Origin of the sequence: Streptomyces sp. NPDC060205 (genome assembly GCF_042728395.1) — a bacterium.
Classification (GTDB): Bacteria; Actinomycetota; Actinomycetes; order Streptomycetales; family Streptomycetaceae; genus Streptomyces.
On record NZ_JBHWZP010000223.1, the window covers coordinates 1 to 15,607 of the forward strand.

17 protein-coding genes and 4 pseudogenes are annotated in these 15,607 nt (G+C 67.2%); 12 read left to right on the forward strand and 9 right to left on the reverse strand.

The genetic code is table 11. From position 1 onward, the window contains the following. Positions 1 to 34 precede the first annotated feature (34 nt). Positions 35 to 430, forward strand: a complete 396-nt coding sequence (locus ACFWGJ_RS30555; protein ID WP_387331169.1) for an ANTAR domain-containing protein — start codon at positions 35 to 37, stop codon at positions 428 to 430. Positions 431 to 1,195: 765 nt separating this feature from the next. Next, the gene (locus ACFWGJ_RS30560; protein ID WP_387331171.1) at positions 1,196 to 1,939 is read left to right on the forward strand and encodes a GAF and ANTAR domain-containing protein; all 744 of its coding nucleotides are present in this window, start codon (positions 1,196 to 1,198) and stop codon (positions 1,937 to 1,939) included. 113 nt (positions 1,940 to 2,052) lie between these two features. Here ACFWGJ_RS30560 and ACFWGJ_RS30565 read toward each other — a convergent pair whose 3' ends face one another. After that, positions 2,053 to 2,277, reverse strand: a complete 225-nt coding sequence (locus ACFWGJ_RS30565) for a hypothetical protein (RefSeq protein WP_387331173.1) — start codon at positions 2,275 to 2,277, stop codon at positions 2,053 to 2,055. A 142-nt stretch (positions 2,278 to 2,419) separates the two neighbouring features. On the opposite strand from ACFWGJ_RS30565, the gene ACFWGJ_RS30570 reads away from it, so the two are divergent. From ACFWGJ_RS30570 to ACFWGJ_RS30590, 5 genes and pseudogenes are all read left to right on the forward strand, one after another. Further along, complete coding sequence (locus tag ACFWGJ_RS30570; RefSeq protein WP_387331175.1) at positions 2,420 to 2,530, forward strand: hypothetical protein; 111 nt, start codon at positions 2,420 to 2,422, stop codon at positions 2,528 to 2,530. 88 nt (positions 2,531 to 2,618) lie between these two features. Beyond that, positions 2,619 to 2,735, forward strand: a pseudogene (locus ACFWGJ_RS30575) (IS5/IS1182 family transposase); the annotation flags it as partial. Between the two features lie 177 nt (positions 2,736 to 2,912). After that, a pseudogene (locus ACFWGJ_RS30580) lies at positions 2,913 to 3,027 on the forward strand (GntR family transcriptional regulator); the annotation flags it as partial. 677 nt (positions 3,028 to 3,704) lie between these two features. Beyond that, on the forward strand, positions 3,705 to 3,851 hold the full coding sequence (locus ACFWGJ_RS30585) for a hypothetical protein (RefSeq protein ID WP_387331177.1): 147 nt from the start codon (positions 3,705 to 3,707) through the stop codon (positions 3,849 to 3,851). 447 nt (positions 3,852 to 4,298) lie between these two features. Beyond that, positions 4,299 to 4,820: pseudogene (locus ACFWGJ_RS30590) on the forward strand (transposase family protein); the annotation flags it as partial. A gap of 311 nt (positions 4,821 to 5,131) precedes the next feature. Here ACFWGJ_RS30590 and ACFWGJ_RS30595 read toward each other — a convergent pair. Beyond that, complete coding sequence (locus ACFWGJ_RS30595) at positions 5,132 to 5,860, reverse strand: TetR/AcrR family transcriptional regulator (RefSeq protein ID WP_387331179.1); 729 nt, start codon at positions 5,858 to 5,860, stop codon at positions 5,132 to 5,134. A 235-nt stretch (positions 5,861 to 6,095) separates the two neighbouring features. Here ACFWGJ_RS30595 and ACFWGJ_RS30600 point away from each other — a divergent pair, with 235 nt between their 5' ends. The 3 genes from ACFWGJ_RS30600 to ACFWGJ_RS30610 all read left to right on the forward strand — a co-directional run bounded on the left by ACFWGJ_RS30600 (position 6,096) and on the right by ACFWGJ_RS30610 (position 8,248). After that, positions 6,096 to 6,683 (forward strand): flavodoxin family protein, encoded by a 588-nt coding sequence (locus tag ACFWGJ_RS30600; protein WP_387331181.1) that lies wholly within the window; start codon positions 6,096 to 6,098, stop codon positions 6,681 to 6,683. Positions 6,684 to 6,732: 49 nt separating this feature from the next. Further along, positions 6,733 to 7,722: an aldo/keto reductase gene (locus tag ACFWGJ_RS30605; RefSeq protein WP_387331183.1), complete on the forward strand. Its 990-nt coding sequence runs from the start codon at positions 6,733 to 6,735 to the stop codon at positions 7,720 to 7,722. Positions 7,723 to 7,861: 139 nt separating this feature from the next. Continuing rightward, positions 7,862 to 8,248: a hypothetical protein gene (locus tag ACFWGJ_RS30610; RefSeq protein ID WP_387331185.1), complete on the forward strand. Its 387-nt coding sequence runs from the start codon at positions 7,862 to 7,864 to the stop codon at positions 8,246 to 8,248. Positions 8,249 to 8,468: 220 nt separating this feature from the next. Here the strand turns inward: ACFWGJ_RS30610 and ACFWGJ_RS30615 are convergent, their stop codons facing one another. Beyond that, the gene (locus tag ACFWGJ_RS30615; protein ID WP_387331187.1) at positions 8,469 to 9,254 is read right to left on the reverse strand and encodes a sulfite exporter TauE/SafE family protein; all 786 of its coding nucleotides are present in this window, start codon (positions 9,252 to 9,254) and stop codon (positions 8,469 to 8,471) included. 212 nt (positions 9,255 to 9,466) lie between these two features. Between ACFWGJ_RS30615 and ACFWGJ_RS30620 the strand changes: the two genes are divergently transcribed. Then, entirely contained in the window at positions 9,467 to 9,802 is a 336-nt protein-coding gene (locus ACFWGJ_RS30620) for a hypothetical protein (protein ID WP_387331201.1), read from the forward strand. A 30-nt stretch (positions 9,803 to 9,832) separates the two neighbouring features. Here ACFWGJ_RS30620 and ACFWGJ_RS30625 read toward each other — a convergent pair. From ACFWGJ_RS30625 to ACFWGJ_RS30650, 6 genes and pseudogenes are all read right to left on the reverse strand, one after another. Further along, positions 9,833 to 10,293 (reverse strand): annotated as a pseudogene (locus ACFWGJ_RS30625) (IS5 family transposase); the annotation flags it as partial. A 273-nt stretch (positions 10,294 to 10,566) separates the two neighbouring features. After that, entirely contained in the window at positions 10,567 to 11,127 is a 561-nt protein-coding gene (locus tag ACFWGJ_RS30630; protein WP_387331189.1) for a TetR/AcrR family transcriptional regulator, read from the reverse strand. A 191-nt stretch (positions 11,128 to 11,318) separates the two neighbouring features. Next, complete coding sequence (locus ACFWGJ_RS30635) at positions 11,319 to 11,738, reverse strand: cobalamin B12-binding domain-containing protein (RefSeq protein ID WP_387331191.1); 420 nt, start codon at positions 11,736 to 11,738, stop codon at positions 11,319 to 11,321. A 39-nt stretch (positions 11,739 to 11,777) separates the two neighbouring features. Continuing rightward, positions 11,778 to 13,355, reverse strand: a complete 1,578-nt coding sequence (locus ACFWGJ_RS30640) for a methylmalonyl-CoA mutase (protein ID WP_387331193.1) — start codon at positions 13,353 to 13,355, stop codon at positions 11,778 to 11,780. A 108-nt stretch (positions 13,356 to 13,463) separates the two neighbouring features. After that, complete coding sequence (locus tag ACFWGJ_RS30645; protein WP_387331195.1) at positions 13,464 to 13,739, reverse strand: DUF5988 family protein; 276 nt, start codon at positions 13,737 to 13,739, stop codon at positions 13,464 to 13,466. A gap of 543 nt (positions 13,740 to 14,282) precedes the next feature. Continuing rightward, positions 14,283 to 14,636: an ArsR/SmtB family transcription factor gene (locus ACFWGJ_RS30650; protein ID WP_387331197.1), complete on the reverse strand. Its 354-nt coding sequence runs from the start codon at positions 14,634 to 14,636 to the stop codon at positions 14,283 to 14,285. 79 nt (positions 14,637 to 14,715) lie between these two features. Here ACFWGJ_RS30650 and ACFWGJ_RS30655 point away from each other — a divergent pair, with 79 nt between their 5' ends. Next, a complete protein-coding gene (locus ACFWGJ_RS30655; protein ID WP_387331199.1) occupies positions 14,716 to 15,501 on the forward strand; it encodes an SDR family oxidoreductase in 786 nt (261 codons plus the stop codon). Positions 15,502 to 15,607 lie beyond the last annotated feature (106 nt).

The window sequence follows — 15,607 nt, forward strand, 5'->3', positions numbered from 1 at the left end:
GGATGACCGGTCAAGGCCCGGGTACGTACGATGTGTGAACCCGTCCTCACGCCCCGGACCCCGGCGTGGCGATACCGCACCACAGCCTGCGGATCTCGCGTCACCTGACACGACGTCCCGCTCCTGCCCGCCCCACACGTCCGGCCCGTGTTCTGCCCGGCCGCTCGAAGCACTGCACGAGGAGGCCGCGCAGCTGCGCACGGCGATGGAGAGGCGGCCGGTCATCGACATGGCCCGCGGCGTGCTGATGGCCCGGTGGTCCTGCTCCGCAGACGACGCGTGGGAGGTCCTGGTGGACGTGTCGCAGCACGCCAACACCAGGCTGTACACCGTCGCCGAAGCCGTCCTCGCCGACGTCCGCGGTGAGCCGCTGCCCGTGCCTCTGCAGGAACATCTGGCCGCCGCAGCCGACCAGCTGCACGCACACTGACCGCCGCACGCGGGGCCGGCGCGCCGCAACGGCCGGCTCGTGCGGAGCGTTCGCCGACGACACCCGGCGCCAGCCCCGGCAATCCCGGCTCCGAACGGCGCCCGGCTCTTGATGGAACGGCATGCACTGGCGGAGCGCAGCCCCGTACAGGGGGGACGTCCCGTACCCGCGCCACGGCGGCTACGGGACGCCTGCCCGATCAAGGCCGACACAGCAGGACCCACTTGATCGCGCAATGATCCTCCTCGAACGCCCCCTTGTGCAGCGTGCGAAGAAAAGATCAGGAGCCAGGGTCTAGGGCTCACGAGAGCCGGGGTCCGGGGCTCCCGAGAGGGCTCCTGTCCCGCCGGAGCCGCTCTCTGTCTCTCCTTCCGGGCCCGGTTGCGAGCCGGATGCGGCCCGCAACCCATATACGACCTCCACAGGGCAGCCCCCTACGTCAACAGGCAGACCCCGCCCGGCGGCAGATCCGCTCCACACCCGCCACCGGGCCTGGAAAAGAACGCCAGGACAGGTGGCGGGCCCGCTCTGGAATGGACGACGCCGGAGGGGACGTGTGAGAACTCCACCCTGCCGAGCGGCGGATCGTGGGGGGTGTACGGCGCCGCGTGGGGCGCCGGCAGGAGCCTGTTGTCCCGGCCCGGGGGCCGGTTTGGCATAGGTTGTGGCGGCGGCGTGCGCGGCACGGGAGAGTGGGAGCAGCAGGAGTTCGCGGCCTGGGGAAGAAGGACTTTCGCGGGGACCATCGTTGAGGACGGGCGGGATATGGCTGAACTGCCGCGCGAGGAGCAGGTGGCGGCGGCCTTCGTCGACCTCGCGGACACTCTGGTGCAGGATTTCGACGTCATCGGTTTCCTCTACACGCTGGCCGAGCACTGTGTGCATCTGCTGGACGTCAGCGCGGCAGGGGTTCTGCTCGCTGCCCCTTCCGGCCGGCTGGTGGATGTGGCGGCCACCGATGAGAGCACCCGCCGCCTGGAGACTCACAGTGTTGAATGGGGCGAGGGCCCCTGCTGGGACTGCTTCCGCAGCAAACAGCAGATCACCGGCGTCTGCCTGGACACACCCGAGGCCCAGGCGCGCTGGCCCCGGTTCACGCCCCGGGCCCGTACAGCCGGCCTCACCTCCGTCGCGACCTGCCCCTTGCATCTGCACGGCCAGGTGATCGGGTCCTTGGATCTCTTCCGTAACCGGCCCGGCCCCTTGAACGCCTCCCATCTGCGGCTGGGACAGGCACTGGCCAACACGGCCACCATCGGAATCCTCCAACAGCAGGCGGTGAGCGTGCAGACAACCCTGACCGCACAACTGGAGAGCGCACTGGACAGCCGCGTCGTCGTCGAGCAGGCCAAAGGCTACCTCGCACACCGCCTCGACACCGATCCCGAACAGGCCTTCGTCCACCTGCGCCAGTACGCCCGCAGCCATCACGTGCGGCTCACCGACCTCGCCCGCCAGGTGATACAAGGCACCGCCCATCCAGCACTCTTCGACAAGCACAACCAGTAAACGAGCAGCTCCACCAACCCCCGGACTGCGAGGGGAGCACCGGTTCCCGAACGGCCGACATCACGCATCCACAGAAGCCGCGATCACAAGCCATCCCGTGATGAGCGCCTACCTCAGCGCTCTGAGCGCCCACACCGGTCCAGGAATGGCACCCCTTCGATGTAGGCGAGGGCTCGGCGCAGGGTAAGGGAATCGACGTCGTTGCGGTCCTGCGCGGTCGCGTCGGTACGGACCGAGTGCGGGAACGCCGCCAGAACGCTCGCGGCCAGCATCTGCGCCCCGGCCGCAACGATCAGCGGCTCCTCGCGCAGGACCGGATCACAGAGGACTTGCGACAAGTGCCGTAAGCTCATCAGCCGTGACGAGGCCCACTGGTTCCTCGACGCGGGACTGCGCGCCTGAGTCGATGTACCCCCGGCGCCACGCGCTCTCGCCGACCTCGTGCATGCCGGATGGCAACCCTCCGACTGGGCGCGCGTCATGCTGCATCGGCGTCGCAAAACCGTCGTGGCCTGCGACACCTGCCATGACCGAATCCACTCAAAGGGCCTGCCAAAACAGACACGCAGTAGTCACTGGAGAGCCGGATGACCAGGAAACTGTCATGTCCGGTTCGGCGGGAGGCCGCGCGGAACAGGACTTGCCACGGCAGGCACCTCACCGAGCGGCCGACCCAACGTCCTGGCTGTCTGGCTGCCGACGCCTCCATCGCCGCTACGAGCGCAAGCCGGAACACTTCCTTGCGTTCACCGCCATCACCTCGACCCTCATATGCCACTGCAGGATCGCCAACTGAAATGGCGTCTAAAGGTCGTTGGGGGTTGCGGGTCAGGTTCCGCCCCGATCCTGGTATCACCGCAGTTCAGACCCCCTATGGCCCGTGACTCGCAAAACCCGGAGTGACCCGCAAATTGCAAGTTCCACATAAGGACTTCCCTGAACAGCCCTCCGGTCGACTCGAAACGACCCTGACCCACCCCTGCGCACGGCGGTCGACGAACTCGTGGCCGCGGGCCTCCTGCTGCGGGAGCACGGCCGGGGCATGTTCGTCGCGCCCGAGAAGATCACCCAGGAACTTGTCTCCCGTCAGCGGATCATGATGGCACCTGCGCGAATAGCACGGCTTACACGTCCAGGAGGCCGCACAGGCGATCGAGCCCACCGTCATCACCCTGCATCCTTGGGCTTCATCACTACCGGGACCAAGCACAAAGCTTCCACAGAACGGAAGAGGGACTTGGCAGGTTTCACCCCACCTAGCGATTGCACGCCGAGGACTCCCCCACCCGTCGTGTGCAATGACCTGTCAGAACAGATAGCAAACCATTCCATGATCGCAGTCGTCTTCAGGGTGGAAGCCGATCCGGGAGAGGGGAGCCCATGAAACGCAGGAGAACGCTGTTTCTGGACAGGTGGACTCCCGCAGGCGTGGGGATGGTCGTGCCTCACGCGAGTGAAACCGAATACATCACCCCCACAACAGTGCACAATATCGGGCAATTCGGCGAACTAGGCGAACCGTACTCAGTGTCGCTGTCCTAGCGTCTGCGGAGTCGGACGTTCCCGCTCGTATCCATCACCACGAACGACGCGAAGGAGTTTCCACCGGTCGTTCATAGCTCCTCGCTGTCTTCCATCTGGCCCCCTGTAAGGGCCCGTCTCCCTCTAAGGTCTGGGACGGACAGCGACCAACCCCCAACTCCCCACCAAGAGAGCCCGTTGTGGGTTTCTTCAGGGTGCCCTGAAACGAAAGGCAGTACAGGACATGGACGTAGGCACGTGGGTGCTAGCAGCGACGGGGGCACTCGTCGGAGTCGGGGTCATCGCGTCCCACGCGAGCGACACGGCCGTCAAGACGATCAAATCCGTGGCCAGGGTCCGGGACGCATGGCGGGACTTCCGCACGAAGTAGCCCGACCACCGCGGATAGTCCCGGCCAAGCCCCACGCTTGGCCGGAACGCCCGCTCGGTCCCCACACCGTGGAGCGTGGGCGAAGATCGAGCGCACGACAGACACTCCCGGAGGCCAGCTCCGGGACGCTCCCGCGTCGACCACGGTCTTAGCCGGCGCTCACCCTCGCCCTTCTGGAACCGATGGCAGCGCACGCCACCCCCACCACAACTACCGCTGAGATTCCTCAAATCCGGCATGCCGCACATGGCGGGTTGGGGATCCTTGGCGCATGCCGCTCGCAGCAGTCGCCATTGTCGTGGCGTGTACGAGCGCCCTCTTCACGGGGGCCAACTTGGCCATCACCTACGCCAACTACAGACGTACGCGCCCCACTCTTACGAGTTGGTGCGTGATAGCGGGTGAGGCGTCGTGTCCGGTTGGTGGCATGATCCCGTTGTGGCGATCATGGCCAATCGGGCGGTGCTGGCACATCAGCTGTTCACGGGCATCTCTCAGCGCCATCTTGCCTGTCTGATCGAGGATTTGGCGCTGCCGTGGCAGGCTGGCCTTGAAGGCCGCCGTCATGCTGCACGGGGCGGGGCCAGGAAGCGGGCTGCTAGTGCCGGGGCCCGTCACCAGCTGGTGTTCGTCGACCGTTTGGTGGCCGCGCTGATCCATCTGCGGCACGACCTGCCGCACTCGGCACTGGGCCTGCTGTTCGGCGTCGACCGCTCCACCATCACCCGCGCGATCGCAGAAGTACGCGTACTCCTGGCCGAGCGGGGGTGCGCGGTCCCCGACCGTCCCGGCCTGCGATTGCGCACGCTGACGGATGTGTTCGCCTATGCCCAGGCCGAGGGCATCGAACTGCGGCTGGACGCCACCGAAATCCAGGTCCGCCGACCACCGGCCAGCCGTGGTGGCCGGCGCGAGTTCGTCTCGGGCAAGGAGAAACAGAACACGATGAAGGCCACCGTCATCGCGGACTAGCGCGGCCGTACGTTATGACGTGGGCAAAACGGCCAGAAGACCCGAAACCATCGCTGAACGTGACCAGGCCAGACCATAAAGAACAAGGCGAGAAGCTGTTTCACAACTGCTGATCTGTGACGTTCTGTGACGGGGAGGCAGGTGGCTAACCGGCGGCCGCGGTCGGGGCCGTGGACACGGAGCGAGTGTTTTTGAACTCTGGCCGTAAGGTGCGTACGGCAGGATGATCTGGCTCGTGGCGAAGGGCAGCCAACTGCTGGAGGGCCTTGCAGCCGACCCTCGCGACTGAACGGAGCAGGCGGCCCGGTTCAGCCTGCCAGCTGCTGAAGCCATTCACGAAGCAGTGCCATCTCGGCGTCTCGCAGAGGTACCCCGGTGCCCGCAGCCGGGGACTTGGTGGTGAGCGCGGTTTGAAGTGCGGCGTCGAGGGCGAGTGCGCGCGAGGCCAGGTCTGATCCGGACGAGGCGGGCGGGTCCGTGGTGATCGAGGCGATGACGGTGTCCCGCAGCCGTGCCGAAGTGGTCAGGTCCTGCTCCGAGGGCTCTTCGCCGATCAGCGCCAGCGTGGCACCGGTCGTCGCCGCGTGGATGACGCGAGTCGCCTGCGCCACCGGAACCCGCAGGCGCCCGGCGCCGGCCGCCCGGCCCAGCAGAGTCACCAGCAAGGCGTGCGCCTCGTCCGCGGCCGGAGGGCGCCGCCCGGGCTGCACGGTGCCGTACATGAGCATGTAGAACGCGGGGTGCCGCACTCCGAAGTCGACGTGCAGGTCCCAGCCGCGGTAGAGGTCAGCCACCGGGTCGTCGGGGGTCAGCGCCAGTGCCTCCCGTTTTTCGGCCAGGTACATCTCGAACCCGTAGGCGGCCAGCTCGGCCAGGAGCCCGTCCTTGTCATCGAACATCCGGTACAGCGCCGGGCCTGTGATGCCCGCGGCGGCGGCGACAGCGCGCGTGGAGACCGCCTCGCTGCCGCCCTCTTCCAAAAGCTTGGCGGCCACCTGCAGCACCTGGCGCCGCGCGGCGCGTCGTCCCTCGCTCATGGAACAACGATATCTCATTTCGCGTATCGCCGCCTTATCGGTGATACGGTTTTAGCCGGAACGGCGATCCATGCTGGTGGTCGGCGTCGGCCCGCGACACCTGGGCATGCGCCGCACCCCGGCCGGGGCCGTCGGCCTTCACTCGTGGAGCCGTGCGGCCGGCCGCCGCAGCCGGCACCTCGTCATCCGCCCGCGCCACCGAACACGCCGCCATCGCGGCAGGAGAGGAATACCCATGTCCGATATCTCGATCGTCATCGCGTCGCATTCCGGCTACGGCCACACCGCGCAGATCGCCACCGCCGTCGCCGACGGCGCGCGCTCCATCGCCGGGACGCACGTCCACCGCGTGGACGTCGCCTCCCTCAGCGACGCCGACTGGGAACTGATGGACGCCGCGGACGCCATCATCTTCGGCACTCCCACCTACATGGGCACCGCCTCGGGGGCGTTCCACGCCTTCGCCGAGGCCAGCAGCAAGCGGTGGATGACCCGCGCCTGGAGGGACAAGCTCGCGGCGGGATTCACCAACTCCGGCTCCATGAGCGGCGACAAGCTGCACACCCTGCAGTACCTGGCGCTCCTGGCGGCCCAGCACGGAATGCTCTGGGTGAGCCTGAACCTCCTGCCGGGCTGGAACACCACCACCTCCAGCCCCCAGGACGACAACCGACTGGGCTTTTACCTCGGCGCCGGCGCACAGAGCTTCAACGACACCCCCGACGTTCACGACGCAGACCTCAACACCGCCCGCCACCTCGGCCGACGCGTCGCCGAGCACACCCGCATCCACCGCGCCGGACTGGCCGCCGCAGCGCACTGACACGACGGTCCGCCAGAAATTTCCTTACAGTCTTTCCGAGGAGTGAGTCATGCAGCACCGGACCCTGGGAAACCAGGGCCTTGAGGTCTCGGCGATCGGCTACGGCGCTATGGGCCTGACGATGGCCTACGGACCCACCGACGAGGAGGTCGGCGTGGCCGCCCTCCGCCGGGCGTACGACCTGGGTGTCACCTTCTTCGACACCGCCGAGATGTACGGCTGGGGCACCGGATCCAACGAGATCCTGGTCGGCAAGGCGGTCAGGGACTTCCGCGACGACGTGGTCCTGGCCACCAAGTTCGGCGTCGACATGTCGGTACCGCCCGAGCATATCGGCGGCCCTCTCAACAGCCGGCCCGACAACATCCGCAAGGTCGCCGACAACAGCCTGCGCTACCTCGGCGTGGACCACATCGACGTCTTCTATCAGCACCGCGTCGACCCCGAGGTGCCCATCGAGGAGGTCGCAGGCACCGTCAAAGAATTGATCGACGCGGGCTGGGTGAAGTACTTCGGTCTCAGCGAGGCCGGGCCCGAGACGATCCGCAGGGCGCACGCCGTGCAGCCGGTCTCCGTCCTGCAGACCGAGTACTCCCTGTTCGAACGGGACACCGAGCAGCTCTTCCCGGTCCTGGACGAACTCGGCATCGGCTTCGTCGCCTGCTCTCCTCTCGGCCGCGGGTTCATCACCGGCACCGCCAAGCCCGCCGGCCAGTACGAAGCCACCGACATACGCACCTTCGACCCGCGCTGGCAGCCGGGCAACTTCGAGAAGAACATCGAAGCCGTTGACCGGCTCGCCGACCTCGCGGCGGCCAAGGGTGCCACCGTCTCCCAGCTCGCCCTGGCCTGGCTCCTGACCCGGGGCGGGCACATCGTGCCGATCCCCGGCACCCGCAGCCCAAAGCGCATCGAGGAAAATACCGGCGCCGCCGACCTCACCCTCACCGACACCGACCTCAAGGCCATCGACGAGATCGTGCCCCAGGGCGGCTCCGGCGCACGCTACGCCGGGGGACACGTGCCCACCTGGATCTGAGATCCATCCTGGGACAGATGCGACGCAGGTCAGCTCCGCTGAGGTCAGCGCAGGGCGGCGGGGGCGAGGCGGATGCTGTTGGGCGGCTGCATCCGGAAGCCCGTACCGGCCGGGCGCCAGGGGCTGGCTGAAGTACAAGGTGCGGGAGACGACCGAAGCCATCGTCGGCGCCGTCACTGGACCGTCGGCGGCTCCGCGCACGCTCCTGCTCGGCAGGTACGACACTGACGGACCTCTGCAGTACACCGGCCGTACCGCGACCCTGCCCCGCACGGCGGCCCGCACCGTCGGTGGTCTGCTCACCCCGGCGGGCCCCGAACATCCCAGGACAGGCTGGTCGTTCTCCACAGTGTGGGGCACCCGCGAGACGCTGGACGTCACGCTGGTCCGGCCCGAACTGCTGGTGGCAGTCGGCGTCGACGTCGCCCGCGACGCCGGCGGCAGGTGGCGCCACGCGGCCAGCTGGCACCGCCCGCGCCCCGACCTCTCCCCCACCGACGTCCCTCGCACGAGCGCACCGCGCTGACCTGCCGTGGTCAGGTCTGTATTCGCCGCTACTCGGTGGTGTGGTCAGGGTCCGGCAGCCGGGGCGGGAAGTGCCGTTCCAGGATTTCCGCCCACTGGTGCAGCATGACGACACCGGTGGTGTCAGCCTGTGCCTGGACCAGTTCGGTCAGCGCGTCGACGAATGGCTGAGTGCCTGTTTCACATTCGGCCCTCGACGAGGGACTTGCTTGTCGCGGGGGTCAGCTGAGCGCGTCGACTGCGTAGAGGGCGCCGAGCGTGGTGGCGAGGGTGCCCAGCAGTAGGCGGAGGAGCGTTTCGGGCAGATGGGGCTGAAGGCGGGCGCCAAGATATCCGCCGAGGAGTCCGCCCAGGCCGCAGGCCAGACCGAGAGGCCAGTCGGGGGCGATGCTGCCGGTCTTGGCCAGGGACAGGAGTGCGTAGGTGGAAGCTCCGACGACGGAAGTGGCGAAAGTGGAAATGAGTGCGGCGGGGGCGACTTTGGCGACGGGGATGCCGCGGCCGGCCAGGATGGGGCCGAGGATGGAGCCGCCGCCGATGCCGTAGATACCGCCCACGACGCCGACGGCAAGTGCGAGACCGGTGACGGTCCGGGGTGTGGGCTCGGGGTGAGGGTTCTCCGGGTGTGTGGGGCGGAGGGTCCGGGTGATCAGCCAGATGCCGAGCGGCAGCATAAGGGCGGCGATCAGAAGCCGGAAGATGTGTGGGCCCGGCAGGGCGAAGACACGGATTACCGCGCCGAGAATCACGCCGGGGAGAGTGCCTGTCACCAGGCGGCGGACCAGCGGGCCGCGCAGCGCTCCGTCGCGCTGGTAGCGCAGGAGGGCGCCGGGTCCTGCGACGACGTTGTAGAGAAGGTTCGTGGGGGTGACGGCCGGACTGGGGACGGCGAACACGCTCAGTTGCACCGGCAGCAGGAACACGGCTCCGGACACCCCGACCGGGGCGGTCACCACGGCAATCAGCAGCCCGACCGCGATGCCGGCCGCTCCCAGTCCCCACTCCACCCGATTCCCCTTGTGCGCTATCAGCCAGGCGGGCCTCAACTCGTGCCCCGAGGGGAGCGTAGAGCGCCTCGTCGGCGTGACGGCGATGAGTAGCTGTTTGCGATCCCGGGATCTAGTTGGCCTGGAGGCTTAGAATCTCTAACAGAATGCTCTGCGAGGACTTAAGAGCTAACTCAGAGGCCGTGAACGAACGCGGTTGCTACTCTCCGGACGTGCCCCTGACCGACCTCAACAACGGCTTTCGTGACGATGAGCAGCGGCGACGCGTCCAGAGGGTCGTTCACGATCGCCTCGCAGACGACCGTGACCCGCAGGAATGCCGCTTCCTCATGCGGTTCTGGTGGCAGTTGGTCATGCCGTACCAAGAGGTGTCGATGAACCAGCTCAGCCTAAACGTCGGTAAGCCGAAACTGGACGTGATCGAGGCCCTGATCAGCGCCATCCGGTCGTCCCATGCCGACATCGACGCCTGGATCACCGCCGCACAGCAAGTCTTCCCAGTGATCCAAGACCGCGGCTTCGAGGCTGTTCAGAACAACGAACGTTAACGCGGCCGGATCTCCTTCAGCCGTCGCCAGCGGTACGGCCTGAAGGAGCGGGATCAGCTGGGTGACGTCATTGCGATTGCCGCCGGTCAGGGTCGCAGCGAGCGGAATGCCCGTGGCGTCGGTGATCAGATGGTGCTTGCTGCCCGTCCTGCCCCGGTCGACGGGGCTTCGTCCCGTCTTGGCTCCCCCTGCAACGCCCGGATGTGGGAGCCGTCGACCGCAGCCCGGGAGAAGTCCAGGGCGTTCGCGCCGCAGAGCTCGGCGAGGAGGACCTCGTGCAACCGGGGCCACACTGCGGCCTCGGTCCACTCCGACAGGCGGCGCCAGCAGGTCATGCCCGAGCCGAAGCCGAGTTCCTGCGGCAGGTACTCCCAGGCGATCCCAGTGTGCAGGACGAACAGGATGCCCTGGAACACGAGCCGGTCCGGATGCCGCTTGCGACCCGGATGCCGGAGCCGACGCTCAACCTTCGGCAGCAAGAGCTCGATCATCGCCCACAGTTCGTCATCGACTTCCCACGGCTTCGACCGAGCCACCCGCACCCCCAGATCACCAGTCTCAGAGTGATCCAACCACTTCGAAGATCATTTCGTTGGGAGTTCTAAGCCGCTGTCAGCGCACGACGCTGTCGCTCGTCGGGGTGCGGCTCAACCGCCCCGAACTACACTGCGGGTAGGTCCCGTTGTAGCCAACCCAGCCACACCAGCGCGACGGCCCACCGATCGGAGGCCACAGGTTGAAGATCTGAACGCCGTACCCACTACTCACCCAAGAGTCGTGGTGAACAGCCCGTCGAGGTACAGCTGCAGGATGCGTGTACCGAACTGGTCTGCGGCCGACCGGCTGGTGCCTGGCAGCGGGCGGCCTACCTGGGCGACAGCCACCATGATCTCTTCCAGGGACACGTCCGCGCGGACCCGCCCCGCTTGTTGCGCGCGGTACAGCAGCGATCGTGCGGCCTGCACCATCCGGGTCTTCTGCTGAGCCAGACTCGGGTGCACGTCAGCTTTTTCTTCTGACAAGCAGCACAAGGCGGCCAGCCGCTCCTGGGCCGCGGCCTCCAGGAAACTCCGCAATGCGATGTACGGGTCGTCTTCCTTCGCGGCGGCCTCTTCCGCCGCATCGGCGACGTTCGCGACGATCTGCTCGATCGCTTCCGTCAGGAGCTCTTCACGAACCGGGAAATGCCGGTAGAGAGTGGCGTTGCCCACCTCGGCGCGACGCGCTATCTCATCCAGTGGCGCATCCCATCCTTGCTCGACCAGTACCTCCTGTGCGGCTGCGAGGATCCTGTTCCGGTTACGCGCGGCGTCTGTTCGCAGCACTCGGCAGAGCCGCGTTCCGGTGTCCGCGCCCCTACCGCCGACTCGCATGGTGGCTCCCTCGACGCTCCGTGTTTTCCGCTTCATTATCCGTGACCAGCGACCGTGGTGGGTCGGTGGTGCAGAAGCTGTGGGCACACGGGCGCTGGGTTCGCGAGGTCGCATGTCGTCGGGTTGCCGGGAGCGCTACGACGTCACGTCCCGGCGAGTTCCTTGCTCGCGCCCACATTTTTCGTCACCCAGTCCACGACCGCCGCCATCGAGGCCCCCGGCGTGAACAGTGCGGCAACTCCCTCTTCCAGGAGGTTTTCGACGTCGTCCGCGGGGATGATGCCGCCTACGAATACGACGATGTCTTCAGCGTCCTCGTGGCGCAGCAGCTTGATGACTTCCGCGAAGGCCGTCATGTGAGCCCCGGACAGCACGGAGAGCCCGATACCGTGGGCGTCTTCCTGGACGGCAGTGGCGACGATCTGCGCCGGCGTCTGGTGCAGTCCCGTGTAGATGACTTCCACGCCGGCGTCTCGCAGTGCTCGTGCGACGACCTTCGCCCCACGATCATGGCCGTCGAGGCCGGGCTTGGCCACGACGACACGTAGGGGTGACGACTGCATCAACAACTCCTCGCTCCAAGGTGCGTTCTGTATCCAGCTCTAGACGTCGGTCGGGACGTAGGTTCCCCAGATCTCCCGCAATGCGTTGCACACCTCGCCGACCGTCGCTCGCGCTCGCAGCGCGTCCTTCATCGCGTACAGGACGTTGTCCTCACCATCGGCGGCCTTCTTCAGGCTCATGAGGGCAGAGTCCACCAGCGGTTGGTCGCGCTCCGCGCGGAGTATGGCGAGGCGTTCGGCCTGCTGTGCCTCGATGACCGGGTCGACGCGGAGCGGCTCGTACGGTTCTTCCGCGTCGAGCTGGAAGCGGTTGACGCCGACCACGATCCGTTCGCCGGAGTCGGTCTCCTGGGCGATGCGGTAGGCGTTGGTCTCGATCTCGTTCTTCTGGAACCCACGCTCGATGGCGCTGACCGCGCCGCCGAGGTCCTCGACCTTCTGCATCAGTTCGAGTGCGGCCCTCTCCACGTCGTCGGTCATCTTCTCGACTACGTAGGAACCGGCGAAGGGGTCGACGGTCGCTGTCACGTCCGTCTCGTAGGCCAGGACCTGCTGGGTGCGCAGGGCCAGGCGGGCGGACTTGTCGGTCGGCAGTGCGATGGCCTCGTCGAAAGAGTTGGTGTGCAGCGACTGGGTGCCGCCCAGGACCGCGCCCAGGCCCTGGACTGCGACGCGAACGAGGTTGATCTCTGGTTGCTGGGCCGTCAGTTGCACACCGGCTGTCTGTGTGTGGAAGCGCAGCATCAGCGACTTGGGGTTCTTCGCGCCGAACTCCTCGCGCATCACCCGGGCCCAGATCCGGCGGGCGGCGCGGAACTTGGCGACCTCCTCCAGGATCGTCGTACGGGCCACGAAGAAGAAGGACAGGCGGGGCGCGAAGTCGTCGACGTCCATGCCGGCCGCCACCGCCGTGCGGACGTACTCGATGCCGTCCGCCAGGGTGAAGGCGATCTCCTGCGCGGGCGAGGCGCCCGCCTCCGCCATGTGATAGCCGGAGATCGAGATCGTGTTCCACTTCGGGATCTCGGCCCGGCAGTACTTGAAGATGTCCGCGGTCAGTCGCAGGGAGGGCTTCGGCGGGAAGATGTACGTCCCGCGCGCGATGTACTCCTTGAGTACATCATTCTGGATGGTGCCGGTGAGCCGGTCGGCGCTGATTCCCTGTTCCTCGGCGACCAGTTGGTAGAGCACCAGGAGGAGTGCGGCCGGGGCGTTGATCGTCATCGACGTCGACACCTTGTCCAGCGGGATCCCGTCGAACAGCACCCGCATGTCGTCGATGGAGTCGATCGCCACGCCTACCTTGCCCACCTCGCCGCTCGCTATCGGCGCATCCGAGTCATGGCCCATCTGGGTGGGCAGATCGAAGGCGACCGACAGGCCGGTCGTGCCGTTGTCGATCAGCTGCTTGTAGCGGGCGTTGGACTCCACCGCCGTGCCGAAGCCGGCGTACTGGCGCATCGTCCACGGCCGGCCCGTGTACATGGACGGGTAGACGCCACGCGTGAAGGGGTACGTGCCCGGTTCGCCCAGCTTCTCGGCCGGGTCCCATTCTGTCTGGGCTTCGGGTCCGTAGACCGGTGCGATGGGCAGTCCGGACTCCGACTCGCGCGCCATGCTGGGGAGACCTTTCGTGGGGCGGTGGGTGTGGAGGGTCGGTCGGCGGCGCCGGTCAGCGATGGTGTCCGTTGCCGCGGTTCGCCACGCTTGTGGCAGGGGACGGTGCTACTCGGCCATGTAGGTCCGGTAGATCCAGCCGTAGACACGCAGGGGCCGCCCGTCGACGGTCCGCACCTCGGGAGTCTCCTCGAAGTGCTCGTAGCGGTTCTGCACACTGAGCTTGACCCGATCCGCGAACTCTCCGACCCGCTGAACCCGCAGGTCATCCGGGATGTCCTTTCCGCCTGACAGGAAGATGTTGGGCTCCGCGGGACGGCTGTCGTCACACCGCAGGATGTCGTCGGGGCCGACCTGAGCAGTGTTGAGGATGGTGCTGGTCATGTGCGAGTCCTCTCACGCAGGGCGCTGTGAACAGGCGAACTGGCAGGAATGGGGGGGCGCGGCCGAGTGGTGGCGCGTCGGTGATTGATGTGCGGGGGTCTCCTGCGCGTCGGTGCGCCAGGGGACAGCACAGTCGTCGCAACGCCGGGGAGGCTGCCGCGACTTCGCTATATCGACTGTTGCCGAATTAAGGCTCAGCTTGTCGTCGATTCGCGGCGGCTGTCAACCACTTCCCGGAACTCGAAGAGGGCGATTTCCCGGGAGGCGGGGCGGCGGCGCCTCGCAGAAACGCAGAACACATGCCGGCACAGGCGCGGATACGGGCATGCGCGAAGGACGCCGGTCAGCGGAGAACGCAGGGAAGACTGAGGTTTTCGACGGGCGCTTCGGCGGGCCGCCGGGCGCCCGAGGCGCTACATGTCGAGTACGCGCAGCGGGGTGCCGTGCGACGCTGCAGAGGGTCGCAGGGCATGACTCAGACACGCGTGTCGCGGCAGAGCACAGCAACTCACGTGAGGACCGACAGGCGCGTCGGACCTCACCTCAGTCGCCGGTGGTGAGGAATCCGGAGAGTGCGGCGAGGACCGCAGGAGCGAGGCGGTAGTAGACCCAGGTCCCGCGCCGCTCCGACAGCAGCAGGCCGGCTTCGCGGAGCTTCTTCAGGTGATGGCTGACCGTGGGCTGAGAGACGCCGACATCGGCGATGTCACAGACACAGGCCTCACCGTCGGGATGCGAGGCGACCTTGGAGAACAGGCGCAGCCGCACCGGGTCTCCCAGCGCCTTGAACATGGCGGCCGTGAGTTCGGCTTCCTCATCGGTCAGCTCCCGGTCCGTGAGGGACGGGCAGCAGGGTGGAGCGACGGTGGTGGCCGCCAACTGCGCTAGCTTCGACATGCATCTATGTTGACACTGGTTCCGCCTCCTGCCAAGATCGCTTGATTCGATGTCCATCTAATCATTCGTTGGGGGAAGCATGCCAGACGCGCGCACCGTCGATGCGGAACGGCCTGCGAGGACGGCTGTCGTCACAGGAGCCAGCAGTGGGATCGGGGCTGCTATCGCACGGGCACTGGCTCGTGACGGCTTCGAGGTCGTCCTCACCGCACGCCGGTCCGACCGACTGGAGGCCGTTGCCAAGGAGATCGGTGACGAGGGCGGAACGGCCCGGGTGTTTGTGCTGGACGTCACCGACAAGGAGGCGGTGCTTACCTTCGCCGAGCAGGTGGCGACGTGCGACGTGCTGGTCAACAACGCGGGCGGTGCGTACGGGACGGAACATATCGAGAACGCCGATCCGGGCGACTGGCGGTCCATGTTCGAGGTGAACGTCGTCGGCGCGCTGCACATGACCCAGGCCCTGCTGCCGAGCCTCAGAGCCTCTGGTGACGGGGTCGTGGTCGTCATCTCCTCAACTGCCTCCTTCACCTGCTACGAGGGCGGCGGCGGCTACAGCGCCGCCAAGCACGGTGCCCATGTACTGGCCGAGACTCTTCGCCTGGAGGTCTGTGGGGAGCCGCTTCGCGTGGTCGAGGTCGCCCCGGGCATGGTGCACACCGAGGAGTTCTCCCTCAACCGCTACCGCGGGGACCTGGACAAGGCCGATGCCGTCTACGCGGGGGTCGCCGAGCCGCTGGTCGCCGAGGACGTCGCCGACGTGGTGACCTGGGCGGTGACCCGGCCGTCGCACGTGAACATCGACCTTCTGGTGGTGCGGCCCCGGGCGCAGGCGGCGCAGCACAAGGTGCACCGCACGTCCTGACACCGCAGCGCTGCCGCGGTCACCCCCCCGTCCGGAGAGGCGACCGCGGCAGCGTTTTTCAGCAGCCGGTGGCGCCGGGTGCGTCGAACATGTCGGCGGCGTAGGC

What these genes read in the sequence shown, in the direction of transcription:
- ACFWGJ_RS30570 (WP_387331175.1), top strand. Translation starts at nt 2,420, where the DNA reads ATGCTGCATCGGCGTCGCAAAACCGTCGTGGCCTGCGACACCTGCCAT.
- ACFWGJ_RS30585 (WP_387331177.1), top strand. Translation starts at nt 3,705, where the DNA reads ATGGACGTAGGCACGTGGGTGCTAGCAGCGACGGGGGCACTCGTCGGA.
- ACFWGJ_RS30560 (WP_387331171.1), top strand. Translation starts at nt 1,196, where the DNA reads ATGGCTGAACTGCCGCGCGAGGAGCAGGTGGCGGCGGCCTTCGTCGAC.
- ACFWGJ_RS30605 (WP_387331183.1), top strand. Translation starts at nt 6,733, where the DNA reads ATGCAGCACCGGACCCTGGGAAACCAGGGCCTTGAGGTCTCGGCGATC.
- ACFWGJ_RS30635 (WP_387331191.1), bottom strand. Translation starts at nt 11,738, where the DNA reads ATGCAGTCGTCACCCCTACGTGTCGTCGTGGCCAAGCCCGGCCTCGAC.
- ACFWGJ_RS30650 (WP_387331197.1), bottom strand. Translation starts at nt 14,636, where the DNA reads ATGTCGAAGCTAGCGCAGTTGGCGGCCACCACCGTCGCTCCACCCTGC.
- ACFWGJ_RS30600 (WP_387331181.1), top strand. Translation starts at nt 6,096, where the DNA reads ATGTCCGATATCTCGATCGTCATCGCGTCGCATTCCGGCTACGGCCAC.
- ACFWGJ_RS30640 (WP_387331193.1), bottom strand. Translation starts at nt 13,355, where the DNA reads ATGGCGCGCGAGTCGGAGTCCGGACTGCCCATCGCACCGGTCTACGGA.
- ACFWGJ_RS30655 (WP_387331199.1), top strand. Translation starts at nt 14,716, where the DNA reads ATGCCAGACGCGCGCACCGTCGATGCGGAACGGCCTGCGAGGACGGCT.
- ACFWGJ_RS30645 (WP_387331195.1), bottom strand. Translation starts at nt 13,739, where the DNA reads ATGACCAGCACCATCCTCAACACTGCTCAGGTCGGCCCCGACGACATC.
- ACFWGJ_RS30595 (WP_387331179.1), bottom strand. Translation starts at nt 5,860, where the DNA reads ATGAGCGAGGGACGACGCGCCGCGCGGCGCCAGGTGCTGCAGGTGGCC.